This is a genomic window from Terrisporobacter muris, assembly GCF_024621905.1.
Classification (GTDB): domain Bacteria; phylum Bacillota; class Clostridia; order Peptostreptococcales; family Peptostreptococcaceae; genus Terrisporobacter; species Terrisporobacter muris.
The window spans coordinates 1-20855 of record NZ_JANKBY010000033.1; the positions used below are offsets into that span (position 1 = coordinate 1).

Annotated in this window: 21 protein-coding genes and 1 pseudogene; all 22 read left to right on the forward strand. The window is 27.4% G+C overall.

The genetic code is table 11. The features are described from left to right. The first annotated feature begins 176 nt into the window (after positions 1 to 176). Complete coding sequence (locus tag NSA58_RS04560) at positions 177 to 1457, forward strand: hypothetical protein (RefSeq protein ID WP_257560169.1); 1281 nt, start codon at positions 177 to 179, stop codon at positions 1455 to 1457. Positions 1458 to 1473: 16 nt separating this feature from the next. Beyond that, positions 1474 to 1992: a hypothetical protein gene (locus tag NSA58_RS04565; RefSeq protein WP_257560170.1), complete on the forward strand. Its 519-nt coding sequence runs from the start codon at positions 1474 to 1476 to the stop codon at positions 1990 to 1992. A 131-nt stretch (positions 1993 to 2123) separates the two neighbouring features. Then, positions 2124 to 2381 (forward strand): hypothetical protein, encoded by a 258-nt coding sequence (locus NSA58_RS04570; protein ID WP_257560171.1) that lies wholly within the window; start codon positions 2124 to 2126, stop codon positions 2379 to 2381. A gap of 1184 nt (positions 2382 to 3565) precedes the next feature. Then, the gene (locus NSA58_RS04575; protein ID WP_257560172.1) at positions 3566 to 3982 is read left to right on the forward strand and encodes a hypothetical protein; all 417 of its coding nucleotides are present in this window, start codon (positions 3566 to 3568) and stop codon (positions 3980 to 3982) included. 877 nt (positions 3983 to 4859) lie between these two features. Beyond that, a complete protein-coding gene (locus NSA58_RS04580; protein ID WP_257560173.1) occupies positions 4860 to 5276 on the forward strand; it encodes a hypothetical protein in 417 nt (138 codons plus the stop codon). A 2-nt stretch (positions 5277 to 5278) separates the two neighbouring features. Continuing rightward, positions 5279 to 6013 carry a hypothetical protein gene (locus tag NSA58_RS04585; protein ID WP_257560174.1) on the forward strand — a complete coding sequence of 245 codons (735 nt, stop codon included), beginning with the start codon at positions 5279 to 5281 and terminating at the stop codon, positions 6011 to 6013. Between the two features lie 705 nt (positions 6014 to 6718). After that, positions 6719 to 6970, forward strand: a pseudogene (locus NSA58_RS04590) (polymorphic toxin-type HINT domain-containing protein); the annotation flags it as partial. A gap of 45 nt (positions 6971 to 7015) precedes the next feature. Continuing rightward, complete coding sequence (locus NSA58_RS04595; RefSeq protein WP_257560189.1) at positions 7016 to 7300, forward strand: polymorphic toxin type 17 domain-containing protein; 285 nt, start codon at positions 7016 to 7018, stop codon at positions 7298 to 7300. Between the two features lie 12 nt (positions 7301 to 7312). Next, complete coding sequence (locus NSA58_RS04600; RefSeq protein WP_257560175.1) at positions 7313 to 7642, forward strand: hypothetical protein; 330 nt, start codon at positions 7313 to 7315, stop codon at positions 7640 to 7642. Between the two features lie 38 nt (positions 7643 to 7680). After that, positions 7681 to 7974 (forward strand): hypothetical protein, encoded by a 294-nt coding sequence (locus NSA58_RS04605; RefSeq protein ID WP_257560176.1) that lies wholly within the window; start codon positions 7681 to 7683, stop codon positions 7972 to 7974. Between the two features lie 495 nt (positions 7975 to 8469). Beyond that, on the forward strand, positions 8470 to 10341 hold the full coding sequence (locus NSA58_RS04610) for an N-6 DNA methylase (protein WP_257560177.1): 1872 nt from the start codon (positions 8470 to 8472) through the stop codon (positions 10339 to 10341). Between the two features lie 105 nt (positions 10342 to 10446). Beyond that, the gene (locus NSA58_RS04615; protein ID WP_257560178.1) at positions 10447 to 12474 is read left to right on the forward strand and encodes a type I restriction-modification system subunit M; all 2028 of its coding nucleotides are present in this window, start codon (positions 10447 to 10449) and stop codon (positions 12472 to 12474) included. Next, positions 12474 to 13805: a restriction endonuclease subunit S gene (locus NSA58_RS04620; protein ID WP_257560179.1), complete on the forward strand. Its 1332-nt coding sequence runs from the start codon at positions 12474 to 12476 to the stop codon at positions 13803 to 13805. Before NSA58_RS04615 ends, NSA58_RS04620 begins: the two co-directional genes overlap by 1 nt. Positions 13806 to 13852: 47 nt before the next feature. Continuing rightward, the gene (locus NSA58_RS04625; protein WP_257560180.1) at positions 13853 to 14065 is read left to right on the forward strand and encodes a hypothetical protein; all 213 of its coding nucleotides are present in this window, start codon (positions 13853 to 13855) and stop codon (positions 14063 to 14065) included. A gap of 11 nt (positions 14066 to 14076) precedes the next feature. Further along, complete coding sequence (locus NSA58_RS04630) at positions 14077 to 14736, forward strand: AbiTii domain-containing protein (RefSeq protein ID WP_257560181.1); 660 nt, start codon at positions 14077 to 14079, stop codon at positions 14734 to 14736. Between the two features lie 166 nt (positions 14737 to 14902). Beyond that, positions 14903 to 15313 carry a hypothetical protein gene (locus NSA58_RS04635; protein WP_257560182.1) on the forward strand — a complete coding sequence of 137 codons (411 nt, stop codon included), beginning with the start codon at positions 14903 to 14905 and terminating at the stop codon, positions 15311 to 15313. A 21-nt stretch (positions 15314 to 15334) separates the two neighbouring features. After that, the gene (locus tag NSA58_RS04640; protein WP_257560183.1) at positions 15335 to 16021 is read left to right on the forward strand and encodes a hypothetical protein; all 687 of its coding nucleotides are present in this window, start codon (positions 15335 to 15337) and stop codon (positions 16019 to 16021) included. Positions 16022 to 16089: 68 nt separating this feature from the next. Further along, the gene (locus tag NSA58_RS04645; protein WP_257560184.1) at positions 16090 to 19071 is read left to right on the forward strand and encodes a type I restriction endonuclease subunit R; all 2982 of its coding nucleotides are present in this window, start codon (positions 16090 to 16092) and stop codon (positions 19069 to 19071) included. A 425-nt stretch (positions 19072 to 19496) separates the two neighbouring features. Next, on the forward strand, positions 19497 to 19832 hold the full coding sequence (locus NSA58_RS04650; RefSeq protein WP_257560185.1) for a hypothetical protein: 336 nt from the start codon (positions 19497 to 19499) through the stop codon (positions 19830 to 19832). 72 nt (positions 19833 to 19904) lie between these two features. Beyond that, positions 19905 to 20030 (forward strand): hypothetical protein, encoded by a 126-nt coding sequence (locus NSA58_RS04655; protein WP_257560186.1) that lies wholly within the window; start codon positions 19905 to 19907, stop codon positions 20028 to 20030. Between the two features lie 90 nt (positions 20031 to 20120). Then, positions 20121 to 20429 (forward strand): DUF960 domain-containing protein, encoded by a 309-nt coding sequence (locus NSA58_RS04660; protein WP_257560187.1) that lies wholly within the window; start codon positions 20121 to 20123, stop codon positions 20427 to 20429. A 62-nt stretch (positions 20430 to 20491) separates the two neighbouring features. Then, the gene (locus NSA58_RS04665) at positions 20492 to 20794 is read left to right on the forward strand and encodes a hypothetical protein (RefSeq protein WP_257560188.1); all 303 of its coding nucleotides are present in this window, start codon (positions 20492 to 20494) and stop codon (positions 20792 to 20794) included. Positions 20795 to 20855: the final 61 nt, after the last annotated feature.

Below are 20855 nucleotides of genomic sequence, written 5' to 3' on the forward strand. Positions count from 1 at the left end.
ATTTAATTATTCTTTAAGTTTAATTTTAAATAATATTCTTACAAATTCTTAATAATATGTAAAAATATAGAAATAAAATTGAAAATCATATAGTATATTCTTAAATATGTGTAAGGGAGGAAGATACAGTAAGAATAATGTGTAACTTACAAATATTGATAAATAGGGGGAATTAAATGAATTTAAAAAAAATATTAACTAGCACTTTTTCAATGATGATAGCTTTAATGATGTCAATTAATATTAATGCAGAGTCTTTATCGAGTGATAAAGCTATTATAGAAGAAGGGATTACTGAGGATTTAAATGTAATATCACGTGTGGCAACAAAAGAAGAAATAGATGAAAAAGAGTTACCAACTAAATCTACAAAAGATATACAAGTTGAAAAATTTAGTGTGTATAACGATGGCAAGGTGACAGGAAATATTTCAATTAAAAATCAGAATAACGATCTAGAAGTAAATAATATTGATTTAGAAGGAACTTTATTGAAAGACCCAAATACTGACGAACAGATATTGGGGAGAATGAACGTGAGTAATTATAATTATGATATAGTTCATTTTTCAATTTGCAAACCCGGTAAAAAATCTTATGCAACTGGTAATATTTATGACTATCCAACAATGAATATATATATAAAAGATAATAAAACTGGAAATATAGATTTTTTTGAATTTGAAATAAAAGAGATTATATTTAGTGAAGTATATAAATTAAAAGAAAATTTAGAAACGGCCGCTATTGAGGAAGCCTATTGGTTTGTTAATGTTATAGAGCCAGAACATGAGGTAACACAAGAAGAAGGTCCTTCTTCAAGGTCAGCAAGAATCAGAAGTATAGTTGGTTATTCTACTTTAACATGGTCATATAAAGATGGAATGGGAGGAACATTTAATGTTAAATCTCAATTTAAATTAAATTTAACTATAGATCAATCAGCAGATTCTGTGTTTGGGAATGTTAGAGTTATGTCTTTTACGCATACAGAAAATGGAAAGCCTCTTAAATATCATGGGACATATGGATTAACAAGAATAAAAGGTAAGTGGGGATCTAATCATAAAATAAATAGACTAATGAGTGTTGGAACTAATGGAAACTTCTCAGAAAAAAAACCTCCTATCTATATAAATGTTAGTGCGAGTAAACAAATAGCTCCAGGAGTGACAATAGGTCTTCAACCAACTTATTCATCTAATCCAGTTAAAGGATATCCATTTATAGTAGATGGATACCAAGCTGCATTTGAAGCTAAAGATAAACAAAAAATAAAGTATTTTCAAATGCAAGAAAGAAATGATCAGTTGGATAGTCAAATATTACTATATAGCAAATATGCGGGGAAAAATGTAAGCTACCAAGTTGAGTTCACTCATAAACATGGTGTTTATTCTAAAAAAGGAAGCATAAGAGCTCATGCAACATTAAGAACAGCATCTCAAACAAATTAATGAAAAGGATAATAATATGAAAGCTAAAAAATACATAAATATTTATATTTTATTAATCATGATTTTTTTAAGCGGATGTAGATCAAATAATTTACAAGGGGATGTTAATGAAGGTGTTTATAAAAATGATTATTTTGGATTTACTGTATTAGAAAAACTTACATATGAGTTTGAAGATATTAACCGAGATGAGGAAAATTTAAATTCATTTACAGCTATACCTTTATTTAAATTAGTTGATCAGAAGAGCCAAGATACAATAGAAGCCTATTGTTTTAGCGAGAAAGAGTCAATTGAAAGCTTTGTAGAAGATTATGTTTCTAAGGAACTAAATAAAGATAATGTAAAAGAAATACCTTGTAAAGATAAAGAAGCTGGATACATTGCAAGAGAGTTTAAAGATAATGAAAAATACTATAAATTATATTTTAAAGAGAGTAAGGGACATTACATAATGTTTAAGACTACATATAAAAAAGAACGAGAAAAGGATATAAGAACACATTATGTAACTACTATTTATATTAAAAATTAGTTTATAAGGAATATGCATGAGAGCCATTTATTTTAGTTTAGAAGCTATTTTAAATGGCTTTTTTCATTTATAATATAATAAATGAATGTCGCAATTGTTATAAATTGTAAGACATTAAAGGGGGACAAAAAATGATTTTAACTATTTTAGTAACGATATTTTTCTTTTTAGCATTTATTGTTTTTTTATTCTTAGGTTATAGAGAAAGAAGTTTATGGAAGCAATTTGTTTCAATAAATTCATTTATTGCAGGTGCTAATAGCATAAAAGAAATTTTGCCATCAAATTATAATGGTATAGTTAATATAATTAGAATTACTATAGGTTTATTTGTAATAGGCATTTTTGCTTATCATAACTTTCATTGTAATAAAATTAATGATATTTAAATGAACAATTTTAATATATTACGAATAATTGGTAAAGTTTATAGTTGTCAAAAATTATATATAATAGAGAGGGGATTTAATAATGTTAAGTATATCATGGAGTAATGTAGCAGTATCTATATTTATTATATATATAATCACCTATTTAGGTATAAAACTTATAAGGTTTATGTTAAAACGATAGTTTATAATTTAATATATTGTAAAGTTGAGGGTAGGAATTGTGTTCCTACTTTTTATTTTGTATTATGAACGTTTTTTGATTTTTTCCAAAACGAATAAATGGAGTACTTCAAATAAACTTAAGCGTGCTAAATACTGAAATGACGGCGTTTTATTAATATTTAGGTGTGCACCTTTTTGGAACGTTTCCAAAACGACAAATAAACGTAGTACTCCAATAGTTCAAGAGGGATAAATATTGAAATATCAATGATTGTAATTATTATATTTTTGAAACCCTAGTTTTTGGGTTGCACCTTTTTTGGAGTACTTCCAAAACAAACGAATAGGCAAAATGCTCCCTAAGTTAAATTTAGGCAATGGAGAAATATTTCGCCCTTCCACTCAATACCAAAACGGTATCGAGTAGACAAAATTGTACAGTCATAAATCATAAATAAAGAGGTCATCTACCGGGGGAATTTTTCTCTCGTCTAATTAAGCTTCTTTTTTTTGAGAAAGTTCAGTTATAAGTTTTCTGTTATAGGTAATAACGACATCCAAAAAGCAATTGAATAATGTTGATGAAGAAGATAAAGGTGTTTCCAAAAATGGAAAGCGAGTTATACGGGGTAGCAAAATGTTACTCCTTTTTATGGTACCTTAAATTAGTCAGTCGGAAAAATATCCGAATCAGATTAAATCAATCCAATTTTGGATTAACTTAGATGTAAATAATATAGATTCTTATGGTAAGGTATCTCTTAATATTTTCAATTCAATAAAGTGGGAAGGTTAGAGGGAGGTATGTTAACCTTTATTACAAGGAAATTATAATGCTTTAAAATATGTAGAAAATTTATGCATGAAAGCAATGCCAATGAATTTAGGAAAGAAAAAGTAAAAAATATTATAAGTGTAATGTGAGAATTGAGTTAGTCTTATAATAGAATGAAGGTTATAATTATGATACAATGGATATGTTATAATTTGAATTAATATTGTATTAAGGGGGATAGGTAATGATACTTAAGAAGAGGCATGTTTTGGGATTAATTATTATGATAGGTTTGACTTTTATAGGAGTAGATCATTTTACTAAATCTCGAGATAGTTTATCGTATATTGATGAGAAGGATAAAGTATATGAAATTAAAGAAAATGATTATGGACAAACTTATGGTAGTGAATTATCTACTAAAGAATATGATGATGGACCAGACTTAATATCTGTAGAGATGAATAATGGTGAGACCGGTTATGTTTATAGAGATGACTTTTATGATAATGCAAATCAACCTAATAATCCAGATGAAGCAGTAGAGTATATGAAGACAGTAGAAAAAAATATTAAAAAATATGGTTATTACAAGTCAATTGTTGCCTATAAAGAGGATGGAAAAACAAAAATAGGAACATTTAAAATTGGTGGAAATTAAAAAATATAATTCGTAATTTTAATTTATTGCAAGGCAGAAGGGTAGGAGTACAGCTCCTACTTTTTTTATACTGCAAGGTTAGCGCAATGTTATTAAAATTTATTCTACACATTCTGCACCCCCTAAAAAGAAGTTTTCCGAGTTCCTAAAAAGAATATCTCACATTATTTAAAAGAATAATCTAAAGTTTTTACAGTCCCTAAAAAATAGACTTTGAACTTTTTGAACTCCTTAAAAATAAGTATTCGGCCTTTTCGGCTACCCTAAAAAAGATACTCGGTTATTACTCGGCACTTTCGGCACCCTAAAAAGGAGATATATTCAGATTTAAAATCCGAAAATCTAGCAAAACCTAACATTTATACTTTAGGAGTCAACAATATTGCTGAGTAATGCTGATGTTGGAAAATGTGAGAGTAATATTTATAAGAAGCTAACAATTGCTAACATAAAAATGCGGTAAATGTTATGGTTAAATCAGAAATACTATGCTAAGAAATGCTAATGCTATGAAAATCTCACAAAACCTCACTATTGTATATTATGTAAAAATTTTTAATATCCTAATAAATCCTACAAATACTATACGACTATAAAAGTAATATATAATTAATAATTCGCTTTAAATGCTATAATATCTATATTGTATTTATATAAATATGTTAGTAAATAAGCTACTATTCTATTAAATCAACCTGGAAAAGTAATTATAACATATGCAAAAGGTTCTAAATATTGGAGGAAAAAATAGATTTTTTTAATAATTTAATTTACGATATAGAAAAATAAAGATATGTTTTATTAGCTATACCAACATATAAAAACAAACCTAAATAATACTACAGTTGAGAAGATAGATAAAGTAGTTCATAATGAATTGATAAGGGTATACAACTTTGAGGTTGAAGATTTCCATACTTATTTTGTATCTGATGCAAGTGTGCTAGTACATAATACTGCATCATGTGCGGCGGGTACAAAGGTTCATGGTAATAGTAAAAAAAGTAAAAGAAAACAGCATGGATATGAAATTTATAATATTGAAACAGGAGATGTTGTGAAAACAGGGATTAGTGGCCAAAAGTTAAATAGAAATGGAACATCACCTAGAGCAAATAGACAGGTTAGTAAATTAAATGGCAATGGTACTAAAGTATATGGAGCGAGGGTTGTTAAGAAGAATATAAAAAATCGCTCTGATGCATTAGAGTGGGAAAGGAAGAATGCATTAAAATTATGGCAAGAAAAAAATTCCATGAGTATACATAAAAGACCAAGGCCTTGGGAGGATTAATAATGAAACTAAAGGAAATAGAATTGGATATACCATATATAAAAGATAAAGAATCTATAAGTAAGATTCAACAACAATATGAGATAAGCTTCGAAGAGGCTGTAAGAATTGACTATGAAAATAATTGGAAAGAACGAAGAAGAAAGTTTCAGTTAGAGACTAGATGTATGACATCAATGATTGAGAGGACAATAAGTCCCATTAATACGAAAGATTGTTGGAAAATAATTATTGAGTGTGTCAATGGAAATCGACAAGAGGGAATAAAAAATTTACTAGGTACATATGTGATTCAAGTAAATTTTGATATTGCAAAATTTGAAATTATGGATGACTTACATAAGAAAATAATGGTTATTGAAAAAGTTATAGAAGGCTTAGATTATTTATCAAAATGTGTTTCATTTGATGTTAAAGCTTTTTATAATTCTTGTGAAAATATTATTAAGTGTGGTTATGTAAATTGGTGGATATGGAAGAAAGTTAAGAGAGGTGATAAAATTGCTAAAGTAAAAATTCAACATGAGGTTAATAAAGTTAATATATATATGATATTTACTGACTTGAATGATAATACTATTTACGAAGAGCTAATAGGAAGTACAATTCCAGATGAACGAGAATATGCTATGTATTTAGGTGATTTAAAATGGAGCGATAATGATACTGTAGTTTTAATTAGTAAAAAAGGTGATAAGTTTATAATAAAGTATTTTTTATCCAATAATATGGAATAAGTAGTTTTTCAGTGCATAAAACTATTAAGATAAAATAAATGAGGCGGATTCAAACATTAATAAAATAAGGACATTATATTTGTATAATTTTAAAATATAAAAATATAATGTAAAATTGAATACTTTTCAAAATCAGTGAACCTGATAAAAAGTTTATTATTTTTTATCAGGTTCACTTTATTAAATAAGAGTGAATCTATAATGAAAGTAGTTTTATTAATAAGCTAATATGAATACGATAAAGTTGGAAGACTTACAGAAACAAACATAAGAGATAATACCTCAAATACAATAAGCAAGACTACTTATACTTATGATAAAGTAGGTAACAGACTAAAAGAAGTCAAAGATGGAAAAACAACTACTTACACATATAACTTACTAAATCAGTTAGTTTCAAGTGTTGAAGTTGGGTCAGAGGATTCAGCAGGTGGAAGTGAAGAATCATCAGATGATGAGGGAGAGCCCCACACCACACTGTCGAATAAGACTTATACTTATGATTTAAATGGTAATCAGTTAAGAGAATCAGACAGTATAACAAATGAAGTAAAATACTACACTTACGATGCGGTAAACCGCATGGATAACGCAATGTTTACAAAGGTTGGTATAAGTAACATTAAAGAAGGAAACCTGGTATGGGCACAAGATCCAGAAACAGGAGAAGTAGCCCTTAAAAGAGTAGTATAAACTTTTGTAAAAGAAACAGATACAATACTTTATATTAAAGTAGCTGGAGAAGTTATAGAGGCTACGGAGCAACATGTATTTTATATAGACAACGTAGGCTGGATACCAGCGAGTATGATTGAAGAAGGAGATAAAGCAGTTCTTCAGTCAGGAGATAAGTCTACAGTTGAGAAGATAGATAAAGTAGTTCATAATGAACTGATAACTTTATATAACTTTGAGGTTGAAGATTTCCATACTTATTTTGTATCTGATGCAAGTGTGTTGGTACATAATAATGGTTGTCAAAAAAATAAAAATAAAAATAAAGTGTCTAAAAAAGGTACTTTAAAAAGCAATAATTTGCCAACAAAAGGTAAGATAAGATATGTTCCACCAAAAAACTGGAGTTCATCGCAGCCACTACCTAAACGTAATGGAGGATATGTTGATAAATTTGGAAATGTATGGACTAAAGAGCCATCAAGAACTGCAGGACAATCATTTGAATGGGATGTACAACTTTCTAAAACAGGTAAAAAGAGTTTAGGATGGGCTAGCCGAGATGGATCACATTTGAATGTATCTCTAGATGGTAAAATTACACATAAGTAGGAGGTAGAAGATTTGTTTATTAGAGCATTTATATATTCAAACAGTAAGGATGAAGCTCAGAATATTTTTGAAAGTATTATTGAATCTGTTAAAGATAGTATAAAAAATAAAGAATATATAGAAAATAAACCATATTGGAAAATAGAAGGTATATATGTTGTAGAAGTAAAAATTCTATTTGATAATAAATTTAATAAAAGTTATAACGATAAATTACTTAAAAGCATATGTGATAAATGGATAACTTATGGGAATCCAATTGAAGAAGTATTAGCATGTGATGATAATGAAGGGTGTAATTTTATAAAAAATGGGTTAAAAATGATTAATATATTTTATTAAATATTTGAGTTATATATTGTAATGTAAAAGATGTCAATTTGAATAATGAAAATATTGAATTTAGTGACGAGTTAATTGGATATATTTACAGTTCAAGAGACAAAGTTTTATTTGATATGAGTAAACTGTATGATATTGATCTATATGATGATGTAGTAATCTCAAGAGATGATATTCAATTAATAATTAGTGCATGTAATAGTATTCTAACTTCAACCATATTAGAAGGCACTAGAGAACTAGAAGTATGGACGGCTATGTTGAATAACTTGATTAATATGGCACAACAAGCCTTATCAATGGAAACTGGGAGAGTGTCAATTGGTGATTAAAAATAATATTATATACTAAGCACGATATATATTAAAATCTACGGGCTTGATAGAAAGCTTAATGTTTTTTATTAAGTCCATTATATTAAAATTTTACAGAACAGATTATATAAAGTTATAGAGATATATATGTTAGAGAAGTACTAGCACACATTTAGCACACAATTACAGTTAAGTTTGAAGAAAAATAAAAAAACTAAATAAAAAATTGAACTGATGTAATTAAGCAATATACACAAATAGAATGTATAATAAAAAATAAAAATTACTAAAAAAATATATGTTAGAGTATCCCCTCATCTCCACCATTCAAATCCACGAAAATAGTATTGACTAAAAAGTCAATACTATTTTTTTTATTTCAACCACAATAAAAAATAAATAGTAATTACATTACTACAAAAAGTAATTGACTTTTTTTGATAGTAAGTATACTATATAGATAAGAATTAAAAATAGTAATTGCATTACTATAAAAAAGTAAGGGGTGTAAATATGGAAAATAAAATGAATTATAAAATTGCACAAATATTAAGAGGATTTATTAATACAGAGGAGATGGTGGAAGTATTAAGTAAATACTATACTTTAGGATATATAGAAGCTATCAACTCTCAAAATAGTCATATAGATAGAATACTTAGAAGTGCAGATATAAATAAAGAGTTAGAAAATACATTTAATCAATTATCAAATGAGTATAAAGATTTAGAAGGTGTATTTGAGCATCTAAATGGAGATTCTAAAGTCCCAAGAGAGGTTAAATATGAGGTATTATCAATAATAAAAGAAAGTAACTTAAATAAAGATAAATGGAAGTTAATAATAGATCAATTAATAGAAAATAAAAATGAATCATCAGGAAAAATTTCAGGAGAGTCGATAACACCGAAATGTTTAAATGAATTAGGAATAGGAATTTTAGAGCCAAGACAAGGTAGTTTTTATGATGGTACTTGTGGGATTGGTGAAACATTAACAGAAGCAAATAATTATGCTAAACGAAATGGAAATTACTTAGAATTATACGGACAAGAAATTAATCTAAAAAACTGGGCTATGTGTAAAATAAGATTATTTGTAAATGGAATATACAATAAAAATATTAAAGTTGGTAATACGTTAACAAAACCTTTATTTACAGAAGGAAATGAATTAAAAATGTTTGATAATGTGATGATGAATTTTCCTTTTGGATTAACTTGGAGGGATGAAAAAGAGTATGTAGAAAAAGATCCATACAATAGATTTATATTTGGAAAACCTCCAGTATCAAATGCAGAATGGCTTTTCATATCTCATATGATAAAATCTTTGAATAAAAATGGAAAAGGAATAGCAATTACATCATCAGGTACTTTATTTAGAGGCTCAGAAGAAACTATTAGAAAAAATATATTAAGTTTAGATTGTATAGAAGCAGTAATTGCATTACCTGGTATAATGACTATGACATCAATACCTATTAATATGATGGTAATAAATATGGATAAAGATACAGAATTAAAAAATAAAATATTGTTTATAAATGCTGAAGATATGTATGAAATAAAGGGTAGAAATCAAAAAGTCTTAACACAGCAACATGTAGAACGTATAATAGATATCTACAAAAATAGGAAAGAGATAGAAGATATAAGTTCAATAGTGAATATAAGAGATATAGAAGGAAGTAACTTATTAGCTAATAAAAATGTATTAAAAACAAAAATGATTAGTAACGAATTTGGAGAGATTAAGTTCAAAAAAGAGAAATTAGTAGAATTAAATCAGAGTAAAACATTAGGCGAAATAGGTAAGTTCTTTAGAGGAATAAATGTAGTACCAAGTAATATAGAAGAGGATGAACAAGGAGAATACAAAATAATAAACTTATCAGATTTGAGAGATAGTGAAATAGATACGGAATCTCTTCAAAGATATACTATTAAAAATAATGCTAGAATAGAATCATATAGTGTAAAAAAAGGAGACATATTAATATCTAGCAGAGGTTCAAATATAAAAGTTTGTATAGTACCTGAACATGAAGATAAAATCTTAATATCTCAAAATGTAATAGGATTTAGATTAAAAGAAAACAATAATCCTCAATATATAAAAACATTTTTAGAAAGTCCATTAGGTGAGTTTTTGATAAACTATAAACAAGCAGGAACAAATGTGTTTTCACTAAATTCAAAAGATTTAATGCAAATACCAGTAATACTGTTACCAGAAGAAGAACAGGTAAATATAATAGAGAATTATCAAATGGAGTATAGGAAAATTACAAATGAAATTCAGCAACTTAATGCTAAACTTAAAAAAGCAAAGTTAAATCTGTATGAAGATATGGGACTAACTTCTACTTTTGAAATAATATAGATGATAGTAGTATTTATATTAAGGTATAATTATAAAGTAATAATATTAGGTTAGCTAAATAATAAAATGCTAACCTAATGTAAAAAATAGTCAGGAGGAAATAAAATGAGCATAGATAATAATTTTAATCATGTTACATTTTTGTGGAACATAGCAGAAAGTTTAAGGGGGACATACAAAGAAGAAGACTACAGAAAAGTAATGTTACCAATGATAGTAGTAAGAAGATTTGACTGTCTACTAGATGATTATGATAGAGAAATAGTAAAATCGGTATATGACGAATACAACTTTTTACCAGAAGAAGAAAGAGATGAAATGGTAATAGTAGATCTAAAAGAAAATCACAATATAAACTTACAATTCTACAATGTAAGTGATTTTACATGGAAAAAACTATTAGATGATAGTGAAAATATAAAATCAAACTTTGAAGAATACTTAAATGGATTTTCAAATAATGTAAAAGAAATAATAGGTAAATTCAAGTTCAAAGATGAAATAGCACAACTAGATAAAAAGGACAAACTATTTGCAATTCTTAGCAAAATGTACGAAGTAGATCTTCATATAAACTCAGTATCGAATAATAAAATGGGATATATATATGAAGAAATGCTAAGAAGATTTACAGAAAATTCAGCAGCAGGGGAGCAGTATACGCCAAGAGAAGTTATAAGGCTTTGTATGGAAATGTTATTTATGGGAAAAGAAAACTTCCTTACACAAGAAGGAAAAGTAATATCTATAGCAGATTTCTGCTGTGGTACAGGGGGGATGCTTTCAATAGCTGAAGACTATGTGGAAAAAGTAAATCCAAGTGCAATAGTAAATGTATATGGACAAGAGTTACTTGATGAATCATTTGCAATATGTCAGGCAGATATGTTAATGAAAGGACAAAACCCAGATAATATAAGACTTGGAAATACTTTAACTCAAGATAGATTTAGTGGAGAAAAAATAAGATTCTTAATATCAAATCCTCCATTCGGTGTTACATGGAAAGATGAAGAGAAGAAAGTAAAAGAAGAAGCAGACTTAGGATTTGATGGAAGATTTGGAGCAGGAACTCCAAGAGTAAGTGACGGTTCTCTACTTTTCTTACAAAATATGATAAGTAAAATGTATGATGATGAAGAAGGAAGTAGAATAGCTATAATATTTAATGGTTCACCATTATTTACAGGGGATGCAGGAAGTGGAGAATCTAACATTAGAAAATGGATAATAGAAAATGATTTATTAGAAGGTATAATAGCTCTACCTACTGATATGTTCTACAATACAGGTATAGCAACGTATATATGGGTACTTACTAATAAAAAAGAAGATAAAAGAAAATGTAAAATTCAATTAGTAAATGCTATTGAATATTATCAATCCATGAGAAAAAGCTTAGGTAACAAAAGAAAAGAAATAACTAATGAACAAATAGAAGAAATAAAAGAAATATATGCAAGATTTGAAGAAGGTGAAAATAGTAAAATATTTGATAACAAAGACTTTGGATATAGAAAAATAACTATAGAAAGACCATTAAAATTAAGTTTTAGAGTAAATGAAGAAGCTATAGAAAATGTAAAAAATACTAATCAATTTATAAATCTTGCAGTTTCTAAGAAAAAAGATGTGAAAGTTAAGGAAATAGAAGAAGCTGAAGGAAGAGAGAAGCAAGAAAGATTATTAAAGCTTTTAGAAAGTTTTAATAGTGATTTTGAGTATATGGATAGAGATAAATTTATAAAAGATTTAAAAAACAAGTCTAAGGAGTTTGATATAGCGTTATCAGCAGGACTTGTGAAGGCAATAGTTAATGCTATTGGGGTAAGAAATGAAGATGCAGTAGTTTGCAAAGATGCTAAAGGTAATATAGAAAGTGATTCTTCACTAAAGGACACTGAAAGTATAGCTCTAAAGGAAGATGTGTATGAGTATTTTGAAAAAGAGGTAAAACCTCATGTTGAGGATGCTTATATAGATGAGAGTACGATGGATAATATAGGGTATGAGATACCTTTTACTAGACATTTTTATAAGTATGAGGAGTTAAGAACTTTTGCTGATATTATGAAGGAAGTTGAAAGCTTGGAAAGTGAGATAGCACTAGAGATAAGGAAGGTGCTTGGGTAATGAGGTATAGATATAGAGAAGAACATGAGATGAAAGATAGTGGAGTTGAATGGTTAGGAAAGATACCTAAAGATTGGGAAATAAAAAGGAATAGACATATATTTGATTTTAGAAGAAGAGAAGTAAATGAATATGAAGATACAACTGTTTTATCATTAACAACTAGTGGAGTAAAAATTAAAGAAGATTTAAGTTTTGGAAAAAGTACAGAGAGTTACATAGGACATCAGTTAGTTTATCCTGGAGATATAGTATTTACACCTAGAGATTTTGACCAAACACCAATATTATCAGGAGTATCAAAATATTACGGATGTATAAGTAATTTATATTTTGTATTAAAATGTAAATCCAATATTAGTAATTACTTTGTAGACTATTTTTGGTGGGGACTAAAATATAAAGTTGATTTTTTTAAGAATTTTTCGTATGGAATAAGATATGGATACAATTATGATCAATTTAAAGACTTATTATTTTTAAACCCTAGCTATATAGAACAAGAAAAAATAGCAAATTTTCTTGATAAAAAGACTTCACAATTTGACTTAATAATATCTAAAAAAGAAGAATTAATACAAAGATTAGAAGAAGCTAAGAAAAGTCTTATAAGTGAAGTTGTTACTGGTAAGGTTAAGGTTGTTAAGTCCGATGATGGATATGAGTTAGTTAAGAGAAGTAGTGAAGAGATGAAGGATAGTGGCGTTGAATGGTTAGGTGAGATACCTAAGGATTGGGAAGTACTTAAAGCTGCAAGATTAGCTAATATAGTAAGAGGTGGATCACCTAGACCAGCTGGAGATCCAAGATATTTTGGTGGAAATGAAGTACCTTGGATAACTGTTGGAGAAGTAACAAAGGATGAAAATAAATACTTAAATTCTGTATCATCGTATCTGACATTGTTAGGAAAAGAGCAAAGTAGATTTTTAGAAAAAGGAACACTAGTAATGAGTAATAGTGGAGCAACATTAGGAGTACCTAAAATATTGAATATTAGTGGATGTATAAATGATGGCTCTTTAGCGTTCTTAAATGTAAAAATTAATAAAAGTTATTTTTACTATCTATTAAAAAGTAGAACTGAGATTTTCAGAAAGGAAATGCAAATTTCAGGACAACCAAATCTTAATACAGATGTAGTAAAATCCCTTTATGTACTTAAACCATTAGAGTCAGAGCAATATATAATTGCTAAATATTTAGATACTAAAACTGTTGAAATAAATAAATTAATAGATAAGAGTAAAAAACAAATAGAAAAAATAAAAGAAGCTAAACAAAGTTTAATAAGCGAAGCAGTGATAGGAAAAATAGAGATACTAGATTAATCCTAAGATAGTACGACATTTATATATTTGTAAAGGGGTTATAGTTTATGGCAATAAAAATAGGTGACAATAATAAATTAAAAAAGTCTTATATAATAGACAATAGTAATAGTAATGTTAGGTATGAAGATGTACCTAAAGAGTCATTTGCAAATAGACATCCTATAATAATAGGAATAGTATGTTCTATAATAGCAAGTGTTATAATGATGTTTGGATTTTGGGACAAGATTTCAGGATTTATTAAAAATTTATTTTAGGAGGTAATATATTGGCAAGGAGTAAGCTAATAAAAGATTTTATAAGCTCGAATATGGATATAGACACAGCACTTCAAAATCTAATGGTAATTTTATACTGTTTAGATAATGAGAGATTAGTTAATTGGGTAAGTAAGGAATTATCTGGATATGACACGGATGATGAATTACCTGAATATAGAAAGTTGCAAGGTATAGTTAGAGCTAGTTTTATTGTAGGATACGTTGAATACTCAAAAAGGCAATTTGGAATAGCTCATTTAGATGAACAAATGCAGGAAAATTTATTGAATACACATATATACTCTAGCATTTCTACCCTAATAGAAATGAAAGATAAAGAAGTTTGTATAGGTAAGCCGATACCACCTGAATTCTATGGAATATTACAAGAAAGTACTAATGCACATATAACAAATGCTTCTGTAGATGTTGATTTAGGAATGGTTAACGATATAATATCAAAAGTAAAAACAAAGATATTAGAAACACTTTTATTTCTTGAAAAAGAATTTGGAAATCTTGATGACCTTGATATTGATATATCGATAAAGACGGAAGAAGAATTGAAGAATATAGTACAAAAAATTCAAGTCAATTTATATGATAATAGTATAACTATAGGAGATAACAATAAAATTAAAAGTTCTAACATGATAACTAATAAGTGAAATATAAAATCATGGATTAAATATATTTTAAATAAAAAATAAAATTATTATAGTCAAGTTATTGCGATAACTTAGCTATGATCAATGGAGTGTATAACTTATAACTTTGTGTTGAGTTATTGTTATATATGTTAGTGACTATTAATGCATTATAGGAGATAGTATTATGGGGAGAAGTATAAACTGTTTATGTAATAATTGTAATAGCTTCCAATCATATTCCATGGGAGTTGGAATGAGTGATTACTCACTAGAAGCTTTTTTCAATGGGAAAAATAAAAGAGATTATAATAGAATAATGAAAATGATTAATAACCTAGAAAAAAATAAAGAAGAATATAGTATTTATTACTCTAATGAGCCTTATTTATGTGATAACTGTGGATACATTACAACTAAAAAATATGTATCAATCACAACAAAATATTGGAAGTATGAATATATCTATAGTTGTAAAAAATGCAAAAGTGACTTAAGAATGATAGATATAGATAATGAAATAAGGTTAGGCAATATTACATGTTCAGAGTGTAAATCAAATGATTTGTCAATAGAACTAGAAATGTTATGGGATTAAAATTATTAGGGAGAGTAAGAGATGGAAAGAATATCACTACAAAATGCAGAAAAAATCAAAGAAATATTATTATACAATTCTATAGATAACAAAAGTATAAACTTAGAATATAAAAATATAAAGACAATAATAAATATTGATGGAACAACAGAAAGAGAAAAATCTCCATTATTTGATTATATGGATATGTTTAATTTCTTATGTAGTCAAGAGAATGACAACTTTCAATGTGTAGAGATTAATAATAAAAAATATGATCTATATATGAATATAGGTGGATGGGGATATGAGTATGATATACCTAATATGCATATAGTATTAGGAACTACATTTTCTAAAATAGGCTCAAAACAATATTTTTCACAATTAGAAATATCTCAAGCATTAGAAGATGATAAGTGCATATACTTAGTTAAAAATATAAGCAAGCTATCTGGTGAAGGAGCTATATCAAGATTAAATAGTGGACTAAAGGAAAGAGCTTTAAAGTACGAAAGAAGAAATAGATTAATAAATAGATTAAAAACAACAACTAAGCTTTATGATGATAATGAATGGATGATTGTAAGTAAAATTAGAAAAGAAGATTTAAGTGATAAAGAAAAATATAATAATATATTTTACAGCATGATTAAAGACATATTAAACTATTCATTTACAATAGAAGATATTATAGCAGAAGATAAAATATTAGCTACAGTAAAATAAAATATAAAAATATAATGCTAAAGTCTAACTTATAGGCTTTAGTAAATTTTATAAACTGGAGGGGAATTATGTTACCAAAAGAAAAGCATTTAGAAGAATCAATTGAAAATCATTTAGTATCAATTGGTTATGAACAAGGACATTCGCAAGAATTTGATCTTGAAAATTGCTTATTTGCAGAAGACTTATTCAGATTCTTAGAAAATACACAAAAAGAATTATTAGATGAATTTAAATACAACAGGGGAAGTAACTACAAAAAAGCTTTTATAGATTTAGTTAATTCAAATATCAAAAGAAGAGGGCTTATAAGTGTCCTTAGAAACGGTGTAGAAGATATAATGATGAATGGAAAATTTCAATTATTCTACAACAAGCCAAATTTAACTACAAATAAAACAGCTTACGAAAACTATAAGCAGAATATATTCAAAATAACAAGACAATTAAAATACAGCAGCAGACACAACAACACATTAGATGTTGTGTTATCATTAAACGGATTTCCTGTTATAGTAATGGAGCTTAAAAATCAGTTTACTAATCAAAACGTACATAATGCTATAAAACAATTTAAAGAAGATAGAAATCCAAAAGAAACCTTGTTTGGATTTAATCAAAGAGTATTAGTATACTTTGCAGTGGATACAGATGAAGTATATATGACAACGGAGTTAAAAGGAGATAAAACATTCTTCTTACCATTTAATAAAGGAAACAACAGAGGTAAGGGAAATCCTGTGGTAGAAGGAAAAGAAAAAACTTCTTATCTATGGGAAGAGATACTTGCTAAAGATAGTTTACTCGATATTATAAAAAGATTTTATTTTATACAACAAGATGACAAGGGTAATAAAAGGGCAATATTCCCAAGATTTCATCAGTTAGATGCAGTAAGAAAAATAGTCGCTGATTTAGAAGTAAATAAAGCAGGCAAAAACTATCTTATACAACATAGTGCAGGTAGTGGTAAGACTAATACTATAGCTTGGACTTCTCATAGGTTATCTAGTCTTCATGACAAAGATAATAATGCTATATTTGATTCTGTAATAGTAGTTACAGACAGAAAAGTACTTGATAAGCAACTTCAAGATGCTATATATCAACTAGAGCACAAAAATGGACTTGTTGTTAAGATAGATGATGATAAAAACTCATCAGATTTAGCAGATGCCATTGTAAATAGAGCAAAAATTACTATTACAACTATACAAAAGTTCCAATATGCACTACCCAAGATAGAATCACTTGAAAAAAGACGTTATGCAGTAATAATAGATGAAGCTCACTCTTCAACATCTGGTGAGAATATGAATGCATTAAAGGAAACTTTAGCAGGTAAAACATTAGAAGAAGCTAAAAAAATTGATGCAGAAAATGAAAAGAATGAAAAATCTAGTATAGATAAGATGAATGATCTTATAGAAAAAAGAACTAATTTAGGTCATATAAGTTTCTTTGCTTTTACTGCTACTCCTAAAAATAAGACTATGCAAGTATTTGGTAGAATAGGTGAAGATGGGCTACCTCATGAGTTTCATTTATATTCTATGAAACAAGCTATAGAAGAAGGATTTATACTAGATGTATTAAAGAACTTCATGCCTGTAAGTGTATACTACAAGGTAGGTAAGAAAATAGAGGATAATCCTGAGTTTGATAAGGGAGAAGCAAAGAGAGCTATAAATAAGTTTGTTAGCTTAAATGAGCACAATATAAGGCAAAAGGTTGAAACTATAGTAGATGATTTTGTAGACAATAGGTCTATGTGGCTAGAAGGTAGAGCTAAGGGAATGATAGTTACAGCAAGTAGATTACATGCTGTTAAGTATAAATTAGCAATAGATCAGTATATAAAAGAAAAAGGATACAATATGAAAGCATTGGTTGCTTTTTCAGGTACTGTAAAAGATGAAGATGTTGAATATACAGAAGTAAGTATGAACAAGGAAGTAGCACCTGATATTACTGATTCAAATTTACCAAGTATATTTGAAAAAAGTGATTTTAGATTACTTATAGTTGCTGAAAAGTATCAGACAGGTTTTGACCAACCAAAGTTATGTGCTATGTATGTTGATAAGAAGTTGGATGGTGTAAAAACTGTTCAGACTTTATCAAGACTTAATAGAACTTATCCTAATAAACATACTTTTATATTAGATTTCCAAAATAGTGTGGAAGATATTCAAGACGCATATAAGCCTTATTTTGAAATGACTAATATAGATAAAATAACAGATCCTAATGTAGTAAATGATCTTTGGTATCAGTTACATGAATATGGTATATATACTGATGAAGAAGTGAATGAATTTGCAGTATTATTCTATAAGGATAAAAGAACAAATACACAAGATGCTAAGATGAATAGTTTAATTGATAAGGCTGTTGAAAGATACTGTTATTTAGATGAAGAAGATGAAAAATCATCAGATGAGTTTAAGAAGAAATGTCAAAAGTATATTACATTTTATAATTTCTTAATTCAGATTTATCCTATAAAAAATTTAAATCTTTTAAGATTACAAGTATACTTAATAGCACTTTTAAGAAAGCTACCTAAAAAAGGTAAAGAAAGATTAGATATAGATGATATATTAAGTTTAGATTATTATAAATTACAAAAGCTTGGACAAGATGAGCAAAAAGGTGCTGATATATCACTTTATAATGGTGAAGGTGAGTTAGTTGGAATATCTGAAACTGCAACATCTCGTATAAGTGAAGATGATGAAGAGTACTTAGAAGATATAATCCAAAGGATAAATGATGTTTTTGGAGTAGGTCTTACAGAGGAAGATAGGATTATAATAGATCAGTATGAAGAGATATTTAAAAGTGATAAGAACATTATGGATATAGCTAAAGCAAATAGCTATGAAGATTTGGTTAATACTTTTGGCAAGAGCTATTTTAAGAGGGGGATTGTTAAGACTAAGAATAGGAATGATAGATTGGTTAGGGAGATATTGACTAATAATAATTTACAAAATTATATGATTCATTATTTAGCAGAAAAGATATATGCAGAAGCAAATAGATAAATAAAAGAATCAAATAAGCAAAAATATGACGGATAAAGTAATAAAAGATAAAAAAGTATTTATATATGAATTACAATGTAAATTAATTAAAAATGATGAAATGTTTACAATTAAAGGTAGTCTAGATAAAAGAAAATAAATCAAACTTACATGTGGACGGACTGTATAATATGTTAGAGGACATAAGGTTAGAGATTGTACTAAATAATTCTACTGTATTTGAAGAAGAGTATTTAAATCTTCAAAGTAAGTAATATATGTAGTAAATAAAGTGTATTAACAAAAATTATAAATAAATATTATCTATTTGGTCTATATTAAATATATGTCTTAATAGATAGGAGCTTAAAATTAATAAATGGAGATGTTAGATAAAATATTAACATCTCTTTTTTAGTGCAAAAAAATATAAGGAGGAAGTTAAGATGATTAACTTATGGAAGAAAGAAGATTTAAACTTATTATTAGAATATCCAAAGGAAGTAGTTGAAAATGTGGATAACGTTATTAATATTCTTGATGAAAATTATGGATATAACAGAAAGTCAACAGACGATGGTGGATATGTGTGCATAATTGAGAATATTAAAGAGGTTGAGTATTTAAAAGTAAACATATTAAAGGGATTAGTTGAAGAATTTAGTGATGTAATATATGAAAATAATACTGATAAGTATAATTCAACGTTATACTTATTATCTAGTGATTATTCTATTACTATAATTACAAAAAATGAAATGACTGATGAATTATTAAGATAAGCATTGATACTTACAGGTATTGATGCTTATTTCTATTTTGTGTAAAACTTTAGAATAGGAGGGCAATATGATATGTGGACTATAATAATAGCATTTATACTAAGGCTTATAGCTGAGGGGATAGATCCAAGTGAAGCAGTAAATAGAGCTAGTTCAAAGTATGGAGTTTCAGCAAGTGATATATGGTATAGAATGTAGCGCTTAAATGAAATAAATAATGATTATAAAAGGTATAGATTAAGGAATACAGCGATTGTTGTATTCCTTAAATTTTAGGAGGATAAAAATATGTTTGATAATGGTAGCAGATATGTAAGCAGAGGGATAAATGATGAAATTCCAATAGATGTACAGATATTTATGTGGCAATTAATAGAAGAGTTAAAAGATACAATAGGAGATGTAGATTACTTACAGGTTTTCACAATATCAACAATTGATAAAAGTGAAAATACAATAAGAATAATTCATTCACAAGAAGTACCTGAATATAAGAAAATATGGATTTTTGAAGCTAGTGAGCCTTGTAATGATGAAAAGATATTTGTTATAGATGATGGGAGTCATTCTACTATGTTATTAGCAGATGAATATTGATAAAGTAAGCTATTTAACTTATTTCAAATTAAATAATACAAAGAAATAAGGAGGTAAAGTGTATGGCAAAGAAAGAAAAGGAAGAACTTTTCGAGAGAGAAACTCGATATTGTAAAATACTTAGAAGCGTGGAAATAAGAGATGGTAATGAGTTATTTGCACTTGAGAAAATTTATATAAAGGCATTAGGCAGGTATGAGATAAGGATATGTCTGTACCGTGACTGTAATGATAGACCTAGGAAATTGATTCCCAGACCTGTTGATATGACTCAAGATAAATTAATTGATTTAATTGCACTAGGAATTACAACAGGTATATTAGATGATGAATTCAAGGATAAAATTAAAAGTTGTATATTTTAAGATATAAAATACAATAGATTTTACAATAGATAATCAGAATGAAACTTTTTCTAAGGCTAGT

Coding starts and splice junctions, on each gene's coding strand:
- NSA58_RS04575 (WP_257560172.1), top strand. CDS start 3,566: ATGATACTTAAGAAGAGGCATGTTTTGGGATTAATTATTATGATAGGT.
- NSA58_RS04665 (WP_257560188.1), top strand. CDS start 20,492: ATGGCAAAGAAAGAAAAGGAAGAACTTTTCGAGAGAGAAACTCGATAT.
- NSA58_RS04660 (WP_257560187.1), top strand. CDS start 20,121: ATGTTTGATAATGGTAGCAGATATGTAAGCAGAGGGATAAATGATGAA.
- NSA58_RS04615 (WP_257560178.1), top strand. CDS start 10,447: ATGAGCATAGATAATAATTTTAATCATGTTACATTTTTGTGGAACATA.
- NSA58_RS04640 (WP_257560183.1), top strand. CDS start 15,335: ATGGAAAGAATATCACTACAAAATGCAGAAAAAATCAAAGAAATATTA.
- NSA58_RS04560 (WP_257560169.1), top strand. CDS start 177: ATGAATTTAAAAAAAATATTAACTAGCACTTTTTCAATGATGATAGCT.
- NSA58_RS04645 (WP_257560184.1), top strand. CDS start 16,090: ATGTTACCAAAAGAAAAGCATTTAGAAGAATCAATTGAAAATCATTTA.
- NSA58_RS04620 (WP_257560179.1), top strand. CDS start 12,474: ATGAGGTATAGATATAGAGAAGAACATGAGATGAAAGATAGTGGAGTT.
- NSA58_RS04585 (WP_257560174.1), top strand. CDS start 5,279: ATGAAACTAAAGGAAATAGAATTGGATATACCATATATAAAAGATAAA.
- NSA58_RS04635 (WP_257560182.1), top strand. CDS start 14,903: ATGGGGAGAAGTATAAACTGTTTATGTAATAATTGTAATAGCTTCCAA.
- NSA58_RS04565 (WP_257560170.1), top strand. CDS start 1,474: ATGAAAGCTAAAAAATACATAAATATTTATATTTTATTAATCATGATT.
- NSA58_RS04650 (WP_257560185.1), top strand. CDS start 19,497: ATGATTAACTTATGGAAGAAAGAAGATTTAAACTTATTATTAGAATAT.
- NSA58_RS04655 (WP_257560186.1), top strand. CDS start 19,905: ATGTGGACTATAATAATAGCATTTATACTAAGGCTTATAGCTGAGGGG.
- NSA58_RS04610 (WP_257560177.1), top strand. CDS start 8,470: ATGGAAAATAAAATGAATTATAAAATTGCACAAATATTAAGAGGATTT.
- NSA58_RS04570 (WP_257560171.1), top strand. CDS start 2,124: ATGATTTTAACTATTTTAGTAACGATATTTTTCTTTTTAGCATTTATT.
- NSA58_RS04625 (WP_257560180.1), top strand. CDS start 13,853: ATGGCAATAAAAATAGGTGACAATAATAAATTAAAAAAGTCTTATATA.